The 17,074-nt window shown below is 70.6% G+C and carries 16 protein-coding genes and 1 pseudogene; 10 read left to right on the top strand and 7 right to left on the bottom strand.

Annotated features, from left to right (window positions below; all coding sequences use genetic code 11):
- Positions 1–17: 17 nt before the first annotated feature.
- Positions 18–977, bottom strand: coding sequence for an AraC family transcriptional regulator (locus FHS44_RS09280; protein ID WP_184713566.1), 960 nt, complete (start codon positions 975–977; stop codon positions 18–20).
- Between the two features lie 78 nt (positions 978–1,055).
- Here FHS44_RS09280 and FHS44_RS42715 point away from each other — a divergent pair.
- Both FHS44_RS42715 and FHS44_RS40815 read left to right on the top strand, forming a co-directional pair.
- A pseudogene (locus tag FHS44_RS42715) lies at positions 1,056–1,520 on the top strand (NAD-dependent epimerase/dehydratase family protein); the annotation flags it as partial.
- Between the two features lie 86 nt (positions 1,521–1,606).
- A complete protein-coding gene (locus FHS44_RS40815; RefSeq protein ID WP_246435384.1) occupies positions 1,607–1,894 on the top strand; it encodes a Rossmann-fold NAD(P)-binding domain-containing protein in 288 nt (95 codons plus the stop codon).
- 21 nt (positions 1,895–1,915) lie between these two features.
- Here the strand turns inward: FHS44_RS40815 and FHS44_RS09270 are convergent, their stop codons facing one another.
- Complete coding sequence (locus FHS44_RS09270; protein WP_184713564.1) at positions 1,916–2,497, bottom strand: TetR/AcrR family transcriptional regulator; 582 nt, start codon at positions 2,495–2,497, stop codon at positions 1,916–1,918.
- Between the two features lie 91 nt (positions 2,498–2,588).
- On the opposite strand from FHS44_RS09270, the gene FHS44_RS09265 reads away from it, so the two are divergent.
- Positions 2,589–3,449, top strand: a complete 861-nt coding sequence (locus FHS44_RS09265; RefSeq protein WP_184713563.1) for an NAD(P)-dependent oxidoreductase — start codon at positions 2,589–2,591, stop codon at positions 3,447–3,449.
- 106 nt (positions 3,450–3,555) lie between these two features.
- On the opposite strand, the gene FHS44_RS09260 is transcribed toward FHS44_RS09265, so the two are convergent.
- Positions 3,556–5,100, bottom strand: a complete 1,545-nt coding sequence (locus tag FHS44_RS09260) for an FAD-dependent oxidoreductase (protein WP_184713562.1) — start codon at positions 5,098–5,100, stop codon at positions 3,556–3,558.
- Positions 5,101–5,192: 92 nt separating this feature from the next.
- On the opposite strand from FHS44_RS09260, the gene FHS44_RS09255 reads away from it, so the two are divergent.
- A complete protein-coding gene (locus FHS44_RS09255) occupies positions 5,193–5,879 on the top strand; it encodes a TetR/AcrR family transcriptional regulator (RefSeq protein WP_184713561.1) in 687 nt (228 codons plus the stop codon).
- Here the strand turns inward: FHS44_RS09255 and FHS44_RS09250 are convergent.
- Positions 5,866–6,495 (bottom strand): TetR/AcrR family transcriptional regulator, encoded by a 630-nt coding sequence (locus FHS44_RS09250; RefSeq protein ID WP_184713560.1) that lies wholly within the window; start codon positions 6,493–6,495, stop codon positions 5,866–5,868. The two genes, FHS44_RS09255 and FHS44_RS09250, sit on opposite strands and share 14 nt — an antisense overlap.
- Before the next feature lie 266 nt (positions 6,496–6,761).
- On the opposite strand from FHS44_RS09250, the gene FHS44_RS09245 reads away from it, so the two are divergent.
- The 6 genes from FHS44_RS09245 to FHS44_RS09220 are packed head-to-tail and all read left to right on the top strand — an operon-like array spanning position 6,762 to position 13,617.
- The gene (locus tag FHS44_RS09245) at positions 6,762–8,276 is read left to right on the top strand and encodes an ABC transporter ATP-binding protein (protein WP_221460620.1); all 1,515 of its coding nucleotides are present in this window, start codon (positions 6,762–6,764) and stop codon (positions 8,274–8,276) included.
- Positions 8,276–10,033 (top strand): ABC transporter ATP-binding protein, encoded by a 1,758-nt coding sequence (locus tag FHS44_RS09240; protein ID WP_184713559.1) that lies wholly within the window; start codon positions 8,276–8,278, stop codon positions 10,031–10,033. Before FHS44_RS09245 ends, FHS44_RS09240 begins: the two co-directional genes overlap by 1 nt.
- Positions 10,030–10,641, top strand: a complete 612-nt coding sequence (locus tag FHS44_RS09235; protein ID WP_221460619.1) for an MptD family putative ECF transporter S component — start codon at positions 10,030–10,032, stop codon at positions 10,639–10,641. The genes FHS44_RS09240 and FHS44_RS09235 overlap by 4 nt, the downstream gene beginning before the upstream one ends.
- Complete coding sequence (locus FHS44_RS09230) at positions 10,638–11,378, top strand: energy-coupling factor transporter transmembrane component T family protein (protein ID WP_221460618.1); 741 nt, start codon at positions 10,638–10,640, stop codon at positions 11,376–11,378. The genes FHS44_RS09235 and FHS44_RS09230 overlap by 4 nt, the downstream gene beginning before the upstream one ends.
- Complete coding sequence (locus FHS44_RS09225; protein WP_184713558.1) at positions 11,375–12,790, top strand: ABC transporter ATP-binding protein; 1,416 nt, start codon at positions 11,375–11,377, stop codon at positions 12,788–12,790. Before FHS44_RS09230 ends, FHS44_RS09225 begins: the two co-directional genes overlap by 4 nt.
- Positions 12,787–13,617, top strand: a complete 831-nt coding sequence (locus tag FHS44_RS09220; protein ID WP_312863579.1) for an inositol monophosphatase family protein — start codon at positions 12,787–12,789, stop codon at positions 13,615–13,617. The genes FHS44_RS09225 and FHS44_RS09220 overlap by 4 nt, the downstream gene beginning before the upstream one ends.
- Positions 13,618–13,692: 75 nt before the next feature.
- Here FHS44_RS09220 and FHS44_RS09215 read toward each other — a convergent pair whose 3' ends face one another.
- The 3 genes from FHS44_RS09215 to FHS44_RS40810 are packed head-to-tail and all read right to left on the bottom strand — an operon-like array spanning position 13,693 to position 17,071.
- Complete coding sequence (locus FHS44_RS09215; protein WP_184713557.1) at positions 13,693–14,460, bottom strand: SDR family NAD(P)-dependent oxidoreductase; 768 nt, start codon at positions 14,458–14,460, stop codon at positions 13,693–13,695.
- Positions 14,457–15,260 (bottom strand): aldose 1-epimerase, encoded by an 804-nt coding sequence (locus tag FHS44_RS09210; protein ID WP_184713556.1) that lies wholly within the window; start codon positions 15,258–15,260, stop codon positions 14,457–14,459. The genes FHS44_RS09215 and FHS44_RS09210 overlap by 4 nt, the downstream gene beginning before the upstream one ends.
- Positions 15,257–17,071 (bottom strand): ABC transporter permease, encoded by a 1,815-nt coding sequence (locus FHS44_RS40810; protein WP_246435383.1) that lies wholly within the window; start codon positions 17,069–17,071, stop codon positions 15,257–15,259. Before FHS44_RS40810 ends, FHS44_RS09210 begins: the two co-directional genes overlap by 4 nt.
- Positions 17,072–17,074: the final 3 nt, after the last annotated feature.

Below are 17,074 nucleotides of genomic sequence, written 5' to 3'. Positions count from 1 at the left end.
AGGAGCTGTTCCCTTCCTCAGGACGGTGGCTCGGGCCGCTCGGCCGCGGTGCGGTATGCGCCCGGGGGGATGCCCACGACCCTGCGGAACGCGGTGCCGAAGGCGAACTCGTCGGCGTAGCCGACGGACGAGGCGATCTCGCCGAGAGTGCGGCCGGGATGGTCCCGCAGCGTTGTCTTCGCCACCTCCATGCGCCACCGGGTCAGGTGCGCGAACGGGCTCTCCCCCACGAGATCGCGGAACCGCTGGGCGAAGACCGTCCGGCTCATGCCGGCCGTACGCGCGAGGGTGACGACGCTCCACGGACGCTCCGGCGCGCCGTAGATCGCGTCCAGGGCCCGGGCGACGCGGTCGTCGGTGAGCGCGGCCCGCCAGGAACCGGCCGTCGCGGGCCGTTCGAGTTCTTCGCGAACGGCCCGCAGCAGCAGGAGTTCGGCCAGTCGCGCGGCGATGAGCGGCGCGCCGCTCCGTGCCTCGCGCACCTCCTCGCGCAGGACGTCGAGGAGCCGGTCGAGTCCGGGCATCGCCTCGCCCGAGCCACCGGCGGGAAAGCGCAGCACCGACGGGAGCGCCCGCATGAGCATCGCCCTGGCGGCCCCCTCCACACCCAGTTCGGCGCACAGCACCACGGTCCTCGCGCCGTCGCCGCCGTGGCGGCGCCTCACCGACAGCGCGCCCGGCACAGGAGGCGTCCGCCAGCGCGCCTCGTCCTCGACCGGCGCCCCCGGCCGATGTCGCAGCGTGTACGGCGTGCCGTGCGGAAGGATCAGGAGATCCCGGCGTCCGACGTGGATGTCGTGCCCGTCCAGTTCCAGCCACATCTCGCCTTCGAGCAGGTGGTGCAGCGAGACGGTGCCGCGCGGGCCGAGCTTCGCGCCCCAGGGCGCGCCGAGTTCGATCCGCCCGAATGTGCTCGTGGTGATCCGCACGTGGCGCAGCAGCGTGCCGAGGACGTCGGCAGGCGGACGATCACGCATGGCGGCTGAACTCTGACACATACACGGTGGATCCGGCGCTTTCTAAGGTGAGTCATCCCCCTCACCAAGGAGACGACATTGGACATCTTTCTCACCGGCGCGAGTGGATTCATCGGCTCGGCGCTGACGCGCGCCCTCGTCACGCGCGGCCACCGGGTCCGTGGCCTGGCACGCAGCGACGCGGCCGAGGCCAGGGTTCGCGCCGCGGGCGGACAACCCGTCCGGGGCAGCCTAACCGACCTCGCCGTGCTCACGCGGGAGGCGGCAGCGGGTGACGGTGTGGTGCACACCGCGGCGAGCGACGGTGACGACCGTCCCTTGGTCGATGCGGCGGCGGTGACGGCGATGCTCGCGTCGATGAGCGGCGGCGTCTTCGTGACGACCACCGGGGCACCGAGGGCGCGCTCGTCCCGGGTGCCGGTCACCGAGGACGACACCGCGGACGTGACCGGCCCACTCGCCTGGCTCGCCGCGGCGGAGGCGCGGGTGCTCGACGCCCCGGGTGTCCGCGGGGTCGTCGTACGGCCTCCGATGGTCTACGGCGACGGGGCGGGTCCCGTCGCCGGGCTGGTCCATCGTGCGCGTTCCGAGGGCGTGGCCCGCTACGTCGGCACCGGTGAGAACCGCTGGTGCTCGAATCCCGTGCGAGCGGGGTGTTCCACGTCGCCGAGGAGGCGCCGGTGTCGATGGCCGACCTCTTCTCGGCGGTCGGGGACGCGGCCGGTGTGCCCGTGCGTTCATGGAGTCTCGCGGAGGCGTTGGAGACGCACGGCCCCATGGCGGGCTTCCTGGCGATGGACGCGGCGCTCGACGCCGGCAGGGTGCGCGGGCTCGGCTGGACGCCGAGGTTCGGGGAGGCGGTGGCCGGAATATGCGGTGCGCTCCGCAATCCCGCGCAGCGGTACGCCGCCGCCTGACGGGTCACCTACCGATCGTGTTCATCGGTAGGAGTCGACGAGCCGTGCGAGGTGCCTGCCGGCGATCTCCAGGGGGGCTTCGCTCTGGGACACCTGCGCCGACAGCTCCGCGCCTTCCAGCAGGTTGATCACGCTGTGGGCGAGGTCGTGCGCCACGTCGTCGGCGAAGCCGGAGCGGGTGAGCTTGTCGCGGACCAACGTGCGCCAGTTCTCGTAGGCCTCCTCCGCGGCCCGCTGGATCTCGGGCTCCCGGCCGGCGCTCTCCAGCGCCGTGGTGGTGACGGGGCAACCGTCCAGCCAGTTGGACTCCCGTAGTCCTTTGGCCAGGTCGCGGGTGCAGGCGACGATCGCCGTGGCCGGATCGTCTTCCCGCTCGAACACCGCGTGCAGGAACTCCGCGAACTCCCTGTCCCCGTGGCGGACCGCCTCGATCGTCAGCTCCCGCTTGCCGCCGGGGAAGAAGTGGTAGACCGAGCCCAGCGTGGCCCGGGCTTCCTGGGAGATCTGCTTGAGGCCCGTCGCCTCGTATCCCTGTCGCTGCATCAGCCGGGAGGTCGCACGGACGATCCGCTCCCGGGTGCCGATCTCGTGCTGGGTCCGCATGGCCCCATCGTACTAGGTAGAGCGTTCGTTCCAGTCGTGTGTTAGCGTGCCTCTGGATAGAGCGTTCGTTCTAATACCGAGGAGTGCGTGGATGAAGTCCGTGACGGTGATCGGGTTGGGCCCCATGGGACAGGCCATGGCCGGTGCCTATCTCGACGGCGGTTACGAGGTGACCGTCTGGAACCGGACGCCTGCCAGGGCGGACGGGCTGGTGGCGCGGGGCGCGAGGAGGGCGGAGACCGTGGAGACGGCGCTCACCGCCAACGAACTGGTGGTGCTGAGCCTGATCGACTACGACGCGATGGACGCCGTCCTGGCCCGGGCCCCGGGGTCCGCCCTGGCCGGACGCACGCTGGTCAACCTCACCTCCGACACCCCGGACAGGGCGCGCCAGGCGGTCGCATGGCTGGCCGGGCGCGGGGCCGTACAGATCAGCGGTGGGGTGCAGGTGCCGCCTCCTGGCATCGGCACGCCCGAGGCCATGACCTACTACAGCGGCCAAAAGGATGTGATCGAGAGGCACAGGACCGCCCTGGAGGTGCTGACCGGGATTGAGTACCTCGGTGAGGACCCCGGACTGGCGGCGCTGTACTACCAGATCGGGATCGACATGTTCTGGACGGCGCTGGCGGGCTACCTGCACGGTCAGGCGGTGGCGGAGGCCAACGGGATCTCGGCGCGGGATTTTCTGCCGCACGCGGTGCGGACCATGGACCTGCGCTACTTCCTGGAGTTCTACGCGCCGCGCATCACCGCGGGTGACCACGCGGGGGACGTCGACCGGATCTCCATGGGCGTGGCGAGCCTGGAACACGTGCTGCGCACCGCGCAGGCGTCCGGCGTGGACGGCTCACTTCCCGCCGCCGTCCTGGAGATCTTCCGTCAGGGTGTCACCGCGGGTCACGGCCAGGACAGCCTCACGAGCCTGGTCGGCGTGCTGAGGCGGCGCTGACGTATCACTGCGAGCCGCACCCACAGATCGTCAGGCGCCGTGACCTCCACGGGCCACGCGTCCGCGACCGCTGGCACCGGCGATACGGCCTCGCCAGTGGGTGGGGTCACACACCCCCGATGCGTTGCCATGGCCGTACGGCATCGCCATCAACCTCATCCGCGGCCACCGGTCGCGGGTCGCCGAACCAGCGGGTGGCGGCGTGCCGGAACGCCTCGTGGTCGGGGTCGTGGCCGTCTGCCCAGGCGACGATGCCGTCGGGCCGGACCAGCAGGGCGCCGAATCCGAGATCGTCGCTCACCGGCCCGGCCGCGTAGCGGATGCGGTCCTTCCAGTCCGTCGCCGCGTCGTGCAGGCGACGGTCGGTGGTGAGGTCGAGTACGACGCCGCGCCCTTCGCGCAGCAGGTCGCCGAGGCGGGTGCCGTCGGCGAGACGGAAGTCCGGGGCGGTCCGGCCGACGAGCGGCTGGTCGTCGCCCAGGTCGTAGCTGTGGAAAAGTCCCGAGGTGCTGCGGAACACGTGGGTGGTCCCGTCGCGGGTGTCGAGCAAATCGTGAACCAGCCGCCGCAGGGCCGGGGCGTTGGGGCCGGGGTTCATGGTCGCGACCTGGGCGCGTGACCAGTCGAGGATCGCCGCGCCGACGGGGTGTCGTTCTGCGGTGTAGGTGTCGAGCAGGCCGTCCGGTGCGGTGCCGTTGAGGGTGGCGGCGAGTTTCCAGCCGAGGTTCATGGCGTCGCCGATGCCGAGGTTGAGTCCCTGGCCGCCGAGCGGGGAGTGGATGTGGGCGGCGTCACCGGCGAGCAGGACGCGGCAGTTCCGGTAGGTCGTGGTCTGCATCGCGCGGTCGGTGAAGCTGGAGGCGAGATGGACCTCGGTGAGTGTCGCGTCGGTGCCGGAGACCCGGCGCAGGACCGTCTGGAGGTGCTCGCGCGTCAGCGGCCGCGAGCGGTCGAAGGCGCCGCCGTCGAAGTCCATCATGCCCAGATGCCCCTCGAAGGGCGTCCGCAGGTACATGCCAGTCGGTGTCAGGTTGAAGCCCGGGTTCAGCTTCCGCGGATCGGCAAAGGTGACGTGGGCGACGTAGCCGGTGAACAGCGGTTCGGTGCCGACGAAGTCGAAGCCCGCCAGCTGGCGCACCGTGCTGCGTCCACCGTCGCAGCCCACGAGCCAGCGTGCCCGGTGGTCGTGCCCGCCTGCCCGTGCGACGACGGTTTCGCCGTCCTGGGTCACGGCCTCGACGGGAACGCCCCGCAGGATCCGCGCGCCGAGCCTGACCGCCCGCTCGGCCAGTACGGTTCCAACCGCGTCGAGGCTGGTCATGACGCCACCCATCGCCGGACCGGGCAGCAGGAACGGGAGGGCGGCGGCGTCGATGTTGGCCGGGTCGAGCCGCATGCCCGCGAAATGGCTCACGTCACGGCGCGTCCCGTCGGCGCCCGAGGCCTTCAGCAGCTCTTCCAGCATTCCCCTGCGGTGGAACGCCTCGACCGATCCGGCGTTCAGGCCCCGCAGTCCGAGCGGGAGCGCCTTCCATGGCGAGGTCGGCTCCCGGTCCCGTTCCAGGACCAGGACCGAGCGGTTCGCCAGCGCGAGTTCACCGGCGAGGAACAGGCCCACCGGACCGGCGCCCACGATCACCACGTCGTACATGACGAGCCTCCTTGGTTTATGGAGCATCGCTCCAATCATGGAACGCTACTCCATATTGGATCGCCGCTCCAGAGCGTGCCAGAATGCCAGGCATGGCCGTACGGACACATCAGTCACAGCGCCGCAGGCAGGTGCTCACCCGGGAGCGCATCGTCGAGACCGCAGTCGAGCTGCTGGACGCGTCGGGGAAGGACGCCCTGACGGTCCGGGCGCTGACCGGCCGCCTGGCCACCGGGTCAGGCGCGATCTACTGGCACATCGGCAACATGGACGAGCTGCTTGAGGCCGCGGCCGACGCCGTCGTCGCCACCGCCCTGGCCCGGCCCGCCGAAGTGGCCCCCCAGGACGAGATCCGCGCCGTCGCGCTCGGCCTGTTCGACGCGGTCGCCGAGCACCCGTGGCTCGCCGCCCAGCTCGCGGCGCAGCTCATTCGCAACCCCTGGGGGCCGGTGACACTGCGGATCTTCGAAAGCGTCGGCCGACCGGTCAGCGCGCTGGGAGTGCCACGGGACGACTGGTTCACCACGACCTCGACGCTGGTCCACTACGTCCTCGGCGCCACCGCCCAGACCTCCCAGCGCGCCGACGGTTTCGAGGTGGACCGGGCCGAGTTCCTCGCCACCGCCTCCAGGGCGTGGCGGGACCTCGATCCCGACGACTACCCGTTCATGCGGGCCATCGCGGACCAGATGCGCGAGCACGACGACCGCGAGCAGTTCCTCACCGGCGTCAACCTTGTCCTCACCGGCATCGCCGCCCTCCACATCAAGGGCGACTGAGGGCGTCCACCAGGGTCTGGAGTCCGCCCAGGAAGGCGGCCTCATGGTCGAAGGAGCGGACCGCCCGGCGGGCCCGTTCTGGGTCGGCCACCGAGGAGCTCAGCAGTTCCTCACGGGCGGCGCGCCGTTCGGGGGCGACTCCCGGCAGGTAGCACAGGTGGCCGAGGACGTACCACCACAGCTTCGCGTACGCGTCGGTCGCCCGGTGGTCGTCCAGGCCGAGTTCGCCGAACCGGTCCAGGGTCCACATGAACAGGGCGGCGGCGCGCGGTGCGAACAGCTCGCCCTGCCGCAGGATCTCCACGACCCACACGTGCTGGGCGAGATAGGCGTCCACGGAGACGAACGCGGCCACGATCCGTTCCTGCGGCGTCCCCTCGTCCTCGGGCAGCGGGGGCAGCCCCTTCGCCACGTCCTCCAGCAGCGCCAGGATGAGCTCCTGCTTGTCCTTGACGTGCCGGTAGATCGCCATGGGGGCCGCGCCCAGCTCGGCGGCCACCCGACGGATGGTCAGCCCGTCGACGCCCTCCGACTCGGCGACCCGCCGTCCGGCGGCCACGACGATCCCGCGGGTGAGGAACTGGCGGCGTCCGCTGGAGCTCGTCCGGGTGACCATTCCCTCAACTGTAGTGGCACCCCACCCGGGAAAAGATTAAGGTAAGCCTAACCTTGCTTACGTGTACTTAGTACGCAATAGTGTGGGCGGATCGTCGTTCTCTGTCGTGAAGGATCAGACATGTCCACGGTGTTGCCCGCGCTGCGGGCGCCTTCGGTGCTGGCCCCCGCCCGCGCCACTCTGATCGGCTGCGGCGTCCTGACCGCCGTCAGCGCGCTGGCCGGAATGGCGCCGCTGGTCGCCGTGGTGGAGATCAGCCGACGGCTGTGGCCGACATCCGGGTGTCTTTCGGCATCCGCCGCGATCTCCTGGTCAAGTTGCGCAGGCTGCCCCTCGGCTGGTTCACCGACCGCAACTCGGGCACCGTGAAGAAGACCGTCGAGGACGACGTCGCGGCGCTCCACCAGCTCATCGCCCATTCCGTGGTGGAGGTCACCGCCGCCGCGGTCCCGCCCGTGGTGGCGATCGTCTACCTTCTCGCCGTTGACTGGCGGATGGCGCTGGTCAGCCTCCTGCCCATCGTCGCCGGTCTGGCCATGTACCAGCGGGCGATGGCCGGCGCCGGGACGAAGTACCCGGAGTTCATGGAGTGGCTGACCCGGCTCAGCGGAGCCGCGGTCGAGTTCGTCAACGGCATCGGCGTCGTCAAGGCGTTCGGCACCCCCGGCGTCGCCAGCCGCCGCTTCCAGGAGGTGTCGCGCAGCTTCGCGCGGTTCTTCCTGGACTGGGCGAGGGCGACGAGCGTGGCGAGCGTCATCGCGGAGATCCTTCTCTCGCCACCCAGCGTGCTCGTCGTCATGGCGTCCGCGGGAGGAGCGTTCACCGCGGCCGGTTGGCTGCCGGTGGAGGACCTCATCGCGTTCCTCGTGTTCGGTACGGTCACCACCGCGGGGCTGATGACGGTCATGATGTCGGTGCACCCGCTGGTCACGGCGCTGAGCGTGGCCCGCGGCATCCGCGAGGTGCTCTCCAGCCCGGAGCTGCCCGTCCCGGCCGACCCGATCACGCCCGACCAGAACGCCCCCGGCCCGGTGGTCAGGATGCGCGGGGTCCGCTTCGCCTACGGCGACACGGTGGCGCTGGACGGCGTCGACCTCGACCTCGAACGCGGCACGATCACCGCGCTGGTCGGCCCGTCCGGGTCGGGCAAGTCCACGCTGGCCAAGCTGCTGCCCCGCTTCGACGACCCGCAGCAGGGCTCGGTACAGCTGTACGGGGTCGATCTGCGGCACATCGACCCCGCCGAGCTGTACCGGCACGTGGCGTTCGTGTTCCAGGACTCGGCGCTGCTGCACATGAGCGTCCGGGACAACATCCGCCTGGCACGTCCGGACGCCGACGAGGCGGCCGTCCGCGCGGCAGCGGCCAAGGCGCAGATCCTGGACCGGCTGGACGAGCTTCCTCGCGGCCTGGACTCCGTGGTCGGTGAGGACGCCGAACTGTCCGGGGGCGAGCGGCAGCGGGTGTGCGTCGCCAGGGCGATCCTCGCCGACCGGCCGGTGCTCGTCCTCGACGAGGCCACCGCGAGCGCCGACCCGGAGAACGAGGCCCGCATCCAGGACGCGCTCAGCGAGGTCGCGCGCGACCGCACCGTGCTGGTCATCGCGCACCGGCTGAGCACCGTCCGGGGCGCGGACCGGATCGTCGTGCTCGACGGCGGCCGCGTGGCCGAGCAGGGACGGCACGAGGAACTACTGGTCCGCGACGGGCTCTACGCGCGGCTGTGGGAGCACGACCAGCGCGCCCGCGAGGACGCCGGCACGGAGATGGAGACGCGCTGATGATCGCCATGATCCGATACCTGTCCGAGCTGCTGGACGCGCGCGGCCGCAGGCACCTGCGCGTCATGCTCGCCGCCCAGGCGGCACAGGGTGTCCTGCAGGGGCTGGGGTTCCTCTTCGTGGCCCCGTTGATCGCCACCCTCGTGAGCCCGCCCGTCAACTGGAGCCGGTTCTGGCTCTGGCTGGGGGCGATCGTCGCGGCGGTAGCCGTACATCACGTGCTGCTCGCCTGGAGCACGTCGCTCGGCTATCTCGTCGGGACGGACGTCCTGACGAGCTTCCACGAGCGGATCGGCAACCACCTCGCCACGCTGCCGATCGGCTGGTTCCGCGGTGACCGTACCGGGCCGATCGGCAGGATGCTCGGCAAGGGCACCATGGACGTGGCCAACATCCCCGCGCACCTGCTGCGCCACGTCGTGGTCGGCCTGACCGCCCCGGCCACCATGATCGTCGGTAGTTTCCTCCTCGACTGGCGGATCGGCGTCGCCTTCACCGCCGGAGCGGTGCTGTGCGCGCTGGCGCTGCGGCTGCTCATGGTGATCGTGCGCCGCAACGACGACGACTACGAGCACGACATCGGCGTGACCGCGTCCCGCATCATCGAGTACGCCCGCCAGCAGCCGACGCTGCGCGCCTACGGTGTGCTCGACCGGCCGGAGCTGGGCACGCTGGAGGACTCCCTGGTCCGCCAGCAGGGCTCCCAGTCGCGGCTCACGATCCGTGGAGCATGGGGGTTGATCGCCTTCTTCGGCACCCTGCAACTGGTCGTCACCGCCGTCATCGCCCTCGCGGTCGCCCTCACCCTGCAGAGCGCCATCACGGTCCCGGTCATGATCGGCGTGCTGATCGTCACCCTCCGCATGCTGGACCCGATCTCGCAACTCGGCGAGCTCGCGGGGCACGTGCAGGTCAACGCCGACGCCATCGGCCGGGTGCGCGCGCTGCTCGCCGTACCGCCGCTGCCGGAACCGGTCAGCCCCGCAGAACCCGCGGGCTCCGACATCGAGCTCCGCGGCGTGCGCTTCGGCTACGACGACGGCCCGGTGGTCATCGACGGGATCGACGTGACGATCCCGTCGGGCAGCTTCACCGCCGTCGTGGGACCGTCCGGCGCGGGCAAGAGCACCCTGCTCAAACTCGTCGGCCGCTTCTTCGACGCCGACGAGGGCACGATCAGCGTCGGTGGCCACGACGTCCGCGAACTCGGCAGCGCCGGGGTCTCCCGCCTGACGGCGCAGGTGTTCCAGGACGTCTACCTGTTCGAGGGCACGATCGCCGACAACCTCCGCATGGCCGCCCCGGACGCGAGCGACGCCGACCTCGACCGGGTCGCCCGCGTCACCCGCCTCGACGAGGTCGTCGAACGCCTCCCCGACGGCTGGCACACCCGCGTCGGCGAGGGCGGATCCACCCTGTCCGGCGGAGAGAGGCAACGCGTCTCGATCGCCCGCGCCCTGCTCAAGGACGCCCCCATCGTGCTGCTCGACGAGGCGACCGCCGCACTCGACCCGGCCAACGAGGCCGCCGTCGCCGACGCGATCGCCGAGCTCGCCCGGGACCGCACCGTCATCGTCGTCGCCCACCGACTGTCCACCGTGGTCGCCGCCGACCGCATCCTCGTCCTCGACCGGGGACGGATCACCGAGCACGGCGACCACGACGCACTACTCGCCGCCGGGGGCACGTACGCCCGCTTCTGGAACGAGCGGGTCCGTGCCCGCGGCTGGCAACTCGCCACGAAAGGAACCCCGTGACCACTCCGGTTGAGCGCCGTCTCGACGTACGCATGAGCCCGAAGGACCTCATCAACATCGGCGTCTTCGGCGCCCTCTACCTCGTCATCGTGTTCGGTATCAACATGCTCGGGTTCATCAACCCGACCGTCATGCTGGTCGCCTTCGTGGCGAGCATCGTGGCAGGGGGCATCCCGTTCATGCTGTTCCTCACCCGGGTGCGCCACGCGGGCATGGTCACGATCTTCGCGATCGTCACCGCCGGGCTCCTCGTGCTCACCGGGCATCCGCTGGTCAGCTTCGTGATCAGCATTGTGTGCGGGCTGGTCGCCGAGGTGATCATCTGGGCGGGCCGGTACGGCTCCCGCCGCCTGAGCGTGCTCGCCTACGCCGTCTACTCCGTCTGGTTCGTCGGGCCCGTGATGCCGATCTTCTACGACCGCGAGGGGTACTACGCCGATCCCGCGATGCAGATGATGGGAGCCGAGTACATCAGTCAGATGCAGGCGCTGATGTCCCCGGCGGTGCTGATCGCGTTCGACGTGTCCACGATCCTCTTCGGCCTGCTCGGCGGGCTTCTCGGCCTGCGGCTGATGCGCAAGCACTTCGAGAAGGCGGGCCTGGCGTGACCGTCACTCCGGTGGCGGTCGGGGAGCGGTCCGCTGTGGCGGCCCGCTCCCGCCCGGTGCTCCGGCTGGACCCGCGGACGAAGGCACTGCTCGTGCTCGCGACGAGCACGGTCGTCATGGCGCCGAACGGAGCGTCGTTCGTTCCGGCGGCACTCGTCCTCGGAGTGCTGCTCGCGCTCAACGAGGGTGCCTGGAGACGCGCCGTCGCCCTGCCGGCCGGTGCCGCCTGTGTCGCGGCCTTCGCCTATCTCCTGCCGCTGGCCGTACCGCACCCCGCCGTCGGCACCTTCGCCATCATGGCCGCCTACCTGGTTCGCTTCGTCGTCATCGGCGGCGTCGCCCTGCACCTGTTGTCCACGACCTCGCCCACCGAGCTCACCGCCGCGCTCCGTGCCGCCCGCCTCCCCCGTGCGATCACCGTCTCCGCGGCCGTGATGCTGCGTTTCCTCCCGACGATCATCGCCGAGGCCCGTGCCGTGTACGACGCCATGCGGCTGCGCGGGATCGGCGGCTGGGGAGGCATGCTCCGCCACCCGGTGCTCAGCATCGAGCGTTTTACCGTCCCGCTCATCGCCTCCAGCCTGCGCGTCGCCGAGGACCTGTCCGCCTCGGCCCTGCTGCGCGGACTCGGCTCGGTGTCGCGGCCCACCGCCATGCGCCCTCCCCGCTTCGGCGTCGCCGACCTCGCCGCCGTACTCGTCACGGCGTCGCTGGCCACGGTCACGGTGCTGCGGTGATCCGGATCGACGGGGTGCGCTGGACCTACTCCGGCGCGGACGCCCCCACGCTCGACGGACTCACCCTGCACGTGCGGCCCGGGGAGACTGTCGTGCTGTGCGGGCCAAGCGGATGCGGCAAGAGCACCGCTCTCAGGCTCATGAACGGCCTCATCCCCCACTTCCACGAGGGCGAGCTCGAAGGCGGTGCGCACCTCGACGGACAGGCCGTCGCCGACCTGCCACTCGACCGGCTGGGCCGCCGCACCGGCACCGTACTCCAGCATCCCTACCGCCAGTTCTTCACCGACACGACCGAGACCGAGCTCGCCTTCGCGCTGGAGAACTTCGGTGAGCCCGCGGAGCACATCAGAGAACGCGTCACCACCGTCCTCGACGAGCATCACCTGCGCGGCTTCACCGACCGGCGGCTGCAGGAGCTGTCCGGCGGCCAGCAACAGCAGGTCGCCTGCGCCGCTGCGGCCACCCACCGCCCGCCCGTGCTGCTGTTCGACGAACCCACCTCGAACCTCTCCGCCGCCGCCATCGAACGCTTCACCGCCATGCTCACCCGGCTGCGCGCCGAAGGAGCGACCGTCGTCATCGCCGAGCACCGCCTCCACTTCCTGCGTGACGTCGCCGACCGGGTCGTCGCCCTGCGCGACGGGCGCGTCCACACCGAATGGTCAGGACAGGAGTTCGCCGCGCTCGACGACGCCACCCTGCACGCGGAGGGGCTCCGCGGCCTCACCTTGATCTCCCGCCCGGCGCCCCCGCCCGCCGTCGCGCACGGGGCCAGCGTCGCCGGGCCCACTCCCCCGGCCGGAGTCCCCGAGAACGGGGTGGTCCTGCGTGATGTCCGCTGCGCCTTCCGTGGCCGCCGCGTGCTCGACATCGAGGAGGCCTTCCTGCCCGCCGGAGCGATCACCGCGGTCACCGGCCCGAACGGCGTCGGCAAGAGCACCCTCGCCCGCGTCCTCACCGGCCTGCAACGGCACGAGGGCGACATGTTCCTCGACGGGCGTCGGCTCAGCCGTACCCAACGCCAGCGTGCGAGCGCCATCGTCATGCAGGACGTGCAGCGGCAACTGTTCACCGACAGCGTCGAGGCCGAGCTCCGGCTCGACGCGCGTTCCCAGGCCCTCCTGGGTGACCTCGACCTCGCGCACCTCAGCGACCGTCACCCGCTGTCCCTCTCCGGCGGCCAGCAGCAGCGCCTCGTCGTCGCCGCGGCCCGGCTCAGCGCCCGCCGGATCGTCGTGTTCGACGAACCCAGCTCCGGCGTCGACCGCCGCCACCTCCACTCCATCACCCAGGTCATGCGCGACCTCGCCGCGGAAGGTGTCGTCGTCCTCCTCATCAGCCACGACGACGAACTCCTCGCCGGCGCAGCGGACCAGGAACTCAGGCTGAAAGCCATCGACGGGACGTGAGCACCGAACGTACCCTGCACGGCGTGAACACCTCGAAGGCGAGTTCTGACGATGCCGAGGTCGCGGTAGCCGCGGCGTGGGCCGGTGCGGATGTGGTTCGCGGGCTGTACGGCCGGCGGCTCGCCCGCGTCGACAAGGGTGGCGGGGACTTCGCCACGACCGCCGATGTGGAGGCGGAGAAGGCGATCCTCGGCGCCCTCCGTGCCGCCCGGCCCGGGGACGCGGTGCTCGGCGAGGAAGGCGGGCGGCGGGGTGCGGCCGACGCCGTACGTCAGTGGCTGGTGGATCCCCTGTGCGGCACGTTGAACTACGCAGTCGGCAGCATGCTGGTGGCGGTCAACGTGGCGTTGCGCGACGGGGCGGCGGCGGTTGCCGACCCGTTCGGCGGCGAGGTCTTCTTCACCGACGGCGAGTCCGCCTGGGTACGGCACGGCGGGGCCGACACGCGGCTGACGCCCACGGCGGCCACCCGGCTGGTGGACGTCAACCTGGATCCGCCGTTTCCGAGCGCGCCCGGGTTCCGGGCCGTGGACCTGCTGGCCCACGCCGGGTTCGTCGAGCGGTTCCGGCCGAGGGTCGTGTCCACGACGTTGGCTCTGGCGTGGGTCGCGGCGGGCAAACGCGCCGCGTACGTCACCGACGGCGGTGACCTGACCGGGAGCGTGCACTTCGCCGCCGGTATCGCCGTGTGCCGGGCCGCCGGTTGCGTGGTCACCGGGATCGACGGCGCCCCGATTGGGCGGACGGGCCACGGGCTTGTGGTTGCCGCCGACGCCGAGACCCATGGGTCGCTCATGTCGATCATCCGCGGCTGTGGCCGTACCTAACCGGGTCAGGGACGAGTGCGGTGGCGCATTGGCCTGCTGCGACCCGCCCCGACCACCGGCTCGGCGAGCACAGGACTAGAAAAGGGTGAATCCGCCGTCCGCCACCACCACCGAGCCCGTCATGAAGCTTGATGCCCGGCTGGCCAGGAAGACCACGGCTGGGCCGAGTTCCTCGGGCAGGCCGTACCGCTTCATCGCGGCGGGCTCGACGCACCATTCGCGGTACTCCGGCTGGTCCACCGGGGACGCCTCGGTGAGGATGTAACCGGGGGCGAGCGCGTTGACCCGGATGCCGTACGGTGCCCATTCGGCGGCCAGGGCCTTGGTTAGCTGGTGCACCGCCGCCTTTGAGGCCAGATACGCGGGCTGCCACCGGGGCCGGTTGACGATCATGGCCGACATGGAGCCGATGTTGACGATGCTTCCGCCGCCCCGCGTGGCCATCTGGGCGCCGACCGCCTTGCTGCAGTACCAGACTCCGTCCAGGTTGGTGGACAGCACCTCGCGCCAGAGCTCGTCGGGGGTGTCCAGGGCGGCCCGGCCGATGCTGATTCCGGCGTTGTTGACCAGCACGTCGATGGGGCCGAGTCGCTCGCCGACCAGTTCCACCATCCGATCGACCTGGGCCGGATCGGTCACCTCAAGCTCGACCGGCAGCGCCGTGATCCCGGAGGCCTGAAGCTCGTGGGCCGCTCGCTCGGCCGCCTCCAAGGTGCGGGCGGTCACCGCGACCGCCGCGCCCGCCTCACCCAGCGCCTGAGCCAGGGCCCGGCCGATGCCGCGGCTGGCTCCGGTGACCACGGCTACCTTGTCCTGCAACGAGAACGAGTCCAAGACGGTCATGTTGTCTTCCTGTCGGTTGGCTGTCGTGCGGTCCAGCGCAGCGTCATCGAGAACCGCAGCGGCGCTCCGGGCTCGACGACCTGATAGTGGTTGGTGTTCAGGCCGTTGACCGGCCCGGACAGTGGTTCGACACAGACGGCGTCGGCCTTGGTCTCGCAGACGATCCAGTGGCTGGCCGCACTGGCGACGGTCAGGTCAAGGGTCGGCCAACGGAGGACCGGGGGGCTCGCGACGGCGGTGAAGGAGTCGTCCCACGGCCTCGGGCCGGTGGAGGCGGACAGATGCCGCGGGATGCCGTCCTCGTCGCAGACATAGCGCAGGCCGGGTTCGAAGCGGTAGGTGAACTCGGGCCCGCGGGCGAACCACGGGTGGAAGCCGACGATCGCCGGCATGGCGCGGCGTTCGTTGGTCACCGTCGCGTGCACCGTCAACGCGTCCCGCGTCAGCTCGAAATCCTGTCGTACGGCGCCGCCGAACGGCCACCGTTCGTCCAGTTCGATGCCGATGGCCGCGGGGCCGTCCACGGTCCAGGGGCGGTCGAAGACGAGACCGTGCAGGGCGTGCGGGGCAAGGTTCGCCGGGACCGCCCACTCCCGCCCGGCGAACGTGAACCGCGCCCCTTCCAACCGGCCGACGAACGGCGCCATCAGGAAGCTGCCGTGCATGATCCGGTCCAGGCCGCCCGGTCCCGGGCCACCCGCGCCCAGCAGCTCCGCGTCGCCGACGCGCAGGGACGTCAGGCGACCTCCGTCGGCCGGGTCCACCCGGATGGCGGCGTTCCCAGCGGTCAACTCGATCATTTGACGCTCCCCGCGGTCAGTCCTCCCACCAGGTGCCGTTCGATGGTGATGAACAGCACCACTACGGGCACCGTCGCGATCAGTGAGGCGACGAAGAGGTACTGGTAGTTGGTCTGGTTGAGGCCGACCAGTTGCTGGATGCCGACCGGCAGGGTGACCCGGTCGTGGGTCGGGTCGTTGAAGACGGTCAGCGAGATGACGAACTCGTTCCACACCTGGATGAAGGTGAAGACCAGCGCGGTCACCAGCCCCGGACGCACCACCGGCAGCATGATGCGCAGCATCCGGCGCATCGGCCCGAGCCCCTCCATCATGGCCGCCTCCTCGATCGCGACGTCGACGCCGGCGAACTGTCCGTTCATGATCCAGGTGACGAAGGCGAGGTTGAACGCCGCGTTGACCACGACGATCGCCCAGTACTGGTTGACCCCGTCGACGTAGATGACCTCCTGGTAGATGCCGACGACCAGGGCGACCGGGGCGAGGACCTGGGTGATCAGCACGAGGTTCAGGAAGCCCGTCCGGCCGGTGAACCGGTTGCGCGCGGTGTAGTACGCGGCCGGCACCGCGATCACCAGGACCAGCGCGGTCGAGGCGGCCGCGATGATCAGGCTGTTGCGCAGCAGCATGGTGAGCGGCAGCACGTCCCACACGTTCGCCCAGTTGCTCCACTCCCAGTGCTGCGGCAGGTAGGTGGCGGGCACCGCGTAGAGTTCGGCGCCGTCCTTGAACGACGACAGGAACATCACCGCGTACGGTGCCAGGAAGAACGCCGCGACGACCAGCCCGACCAGCGGCAGCGCCACCGGACGCACCCGTGGCCACACCTTCCTGCGCACCCGGCCGGACACCTTCACCGGAGCGGGACCCGCCGACCTGCTCCACCGTTCGCCCAGCCGCTCGGTCAGGGCGGTCCAGGTACGGCCCAGCCACGACTTCCGCTCCCGGTCGCCGTTGACCGCGCGCAGGTACAGCAGCACAACGACGATGAGGATCAGGACGTTGAACACCGACAGCGCGGCGCCCTCTCCGGTGTTCAGCTGCTGCTGGAAGGCGATCTTGTACGCCCAGGTGAGGGTGATGTCCGAGAAGTTCCCCGGGTTGCTCCCGGTGATCACCCAGATCACCGGGAACGAGTTGAACACGTAGATGGTGACCAGGATCGTGGCGATCACCAGGGCCGGGCGGAGCAGCGGCAGGGTGATGTACCGGTAGGTCTTCCACGGACCGGCGCCGTCCAGCTTTCCGGCCTCGTAGACCTGCTGGTCGATCGCCTGCAACCCGGCCAGCAGGACGTAGGTGGTGAACGGGATGGTCACCACGATGCCCACCGCGACCACCGACCAGAAGGCGTACCGGGGGTCCTGGTACCAGCCGATCGGGGCGCTGATCACGCCGAGGTCCATCAGGAACCGGTTGACGATCCCGTTGCCGCCTTCGAGCATGTACCGCCACACCGTCGAGGTCATCACCAGCGAGGTCGCCCACGGCACGATCAGCGCCCAGCGCACCAGACGCCGCCCGAAGAACCGCTTGTTCAGCAGTTGCGCCAGGCCGAGCGCGACGACGATGGACACACCGACCACGAGCAGAACCCACACCACCGTGTTGCTCAGCACGTTGACCAGCGCCGGTTCGGCGAGCAGACGCTCGTAGTTGGCCAGCCCGGCGAACCCGTGGCTTACCCCGGTCTCATCGGTGAGCTGCAGCGACGTCCATACCATTCGCAGCGCGGGCAGCGTGATCACCGCGATGATGAGCAGGACGCTCGGCGAGATCCAGGCCAGCGACCGCCATGTGTGGTGGCGCATCCT

The sequence above is a fragment of the Streptosporangium saharense genome (assembly GCF_014203715.1).
Taxonomy (GTDB): Bacteria; Actinomycetota; Actinomycetes; order Streptosporangiales; family Streptosporangiaceae; genus Streptosporangium; species Streptosporangium saharense.
Note: the sequence above shows the minus strand (reverse complement) of the source record. Positions and strands in the feature narration are given on the sequence as shown.

Bases quoted from the DNA above. Each gene is read 5' to 3' on its own strand.
- FHS44_RS09270 (WP_184713564.1), bottom strand. From the start codon at position 2,497: ATGCGGACCCAGCACGAGATCGGCACCCGGGAGCGGATCGTCCGTGCG.
- FHS44_RS09210 (WP_184713556.1), bottom strand. From the start codon at position 15,260: ATGATCGAGTTGACCGCTGGGAACGCCGCCATCCGGGTGGACCCGGCC.
- FHS44_RS09250 (WP_184713560.1), bottom strand. From the start codon at position 6,495: ATGGTCACCCGGACGAGCTCCAGCGGACGCCGCCAGTTCCTCACCCGC.
- FHS44_RS09215 (WP_184713557.1), bottom strand. From the start codon at position 14,460: ATGACCGTCTTGGACTCGTTCTCGTTGCAGGACAAGGTAGCCGTGGTC.
- FHS44_RS09260 (WP_184713562.1), bottom strand. From the start codon at position 5,100: ATGTACGACGTGGTGATCGTGGGCGCCGGTCCGGTGGGCCTGTTCCTC.
- FHS44_RS09280 (WP_184713566.1), bottom strand. From the start codon at position 977: ATGCGTGATCGTCCGCCTGCCGACGTCCTCGGCACGCTGCTGCGCCAC.
- FHS44_RS09255 (WP_184713561.1), top strand. From the start codon at position 5,193: ATGGCCGTACGGACACATCAGTCACAGCGCCGCAGGCAGGTGCTCACC.
- FHS44_RS09240 (WP_184713559.1), top strand. From the start codon at position 8,276: ATGATCGCCATGATCCGATACCTGTCCGAGCTGCTGGACGCGCGCGGC.
- FHS44_RS09265 (WP_184713563.1), top strand. From the start codon at position 2,589: ATGAAGTCCGTGACGGTGATCGGGTTGGGCCCCATGGGACAGGCCATG.
- FHS44_RS40810 (WP_246435383.1), bottom strand. From the start codon at position 17,071: ATGCGCCACCACACATGGCGGTCGCTGGCCTGGATCTCGCCGAGCGTC.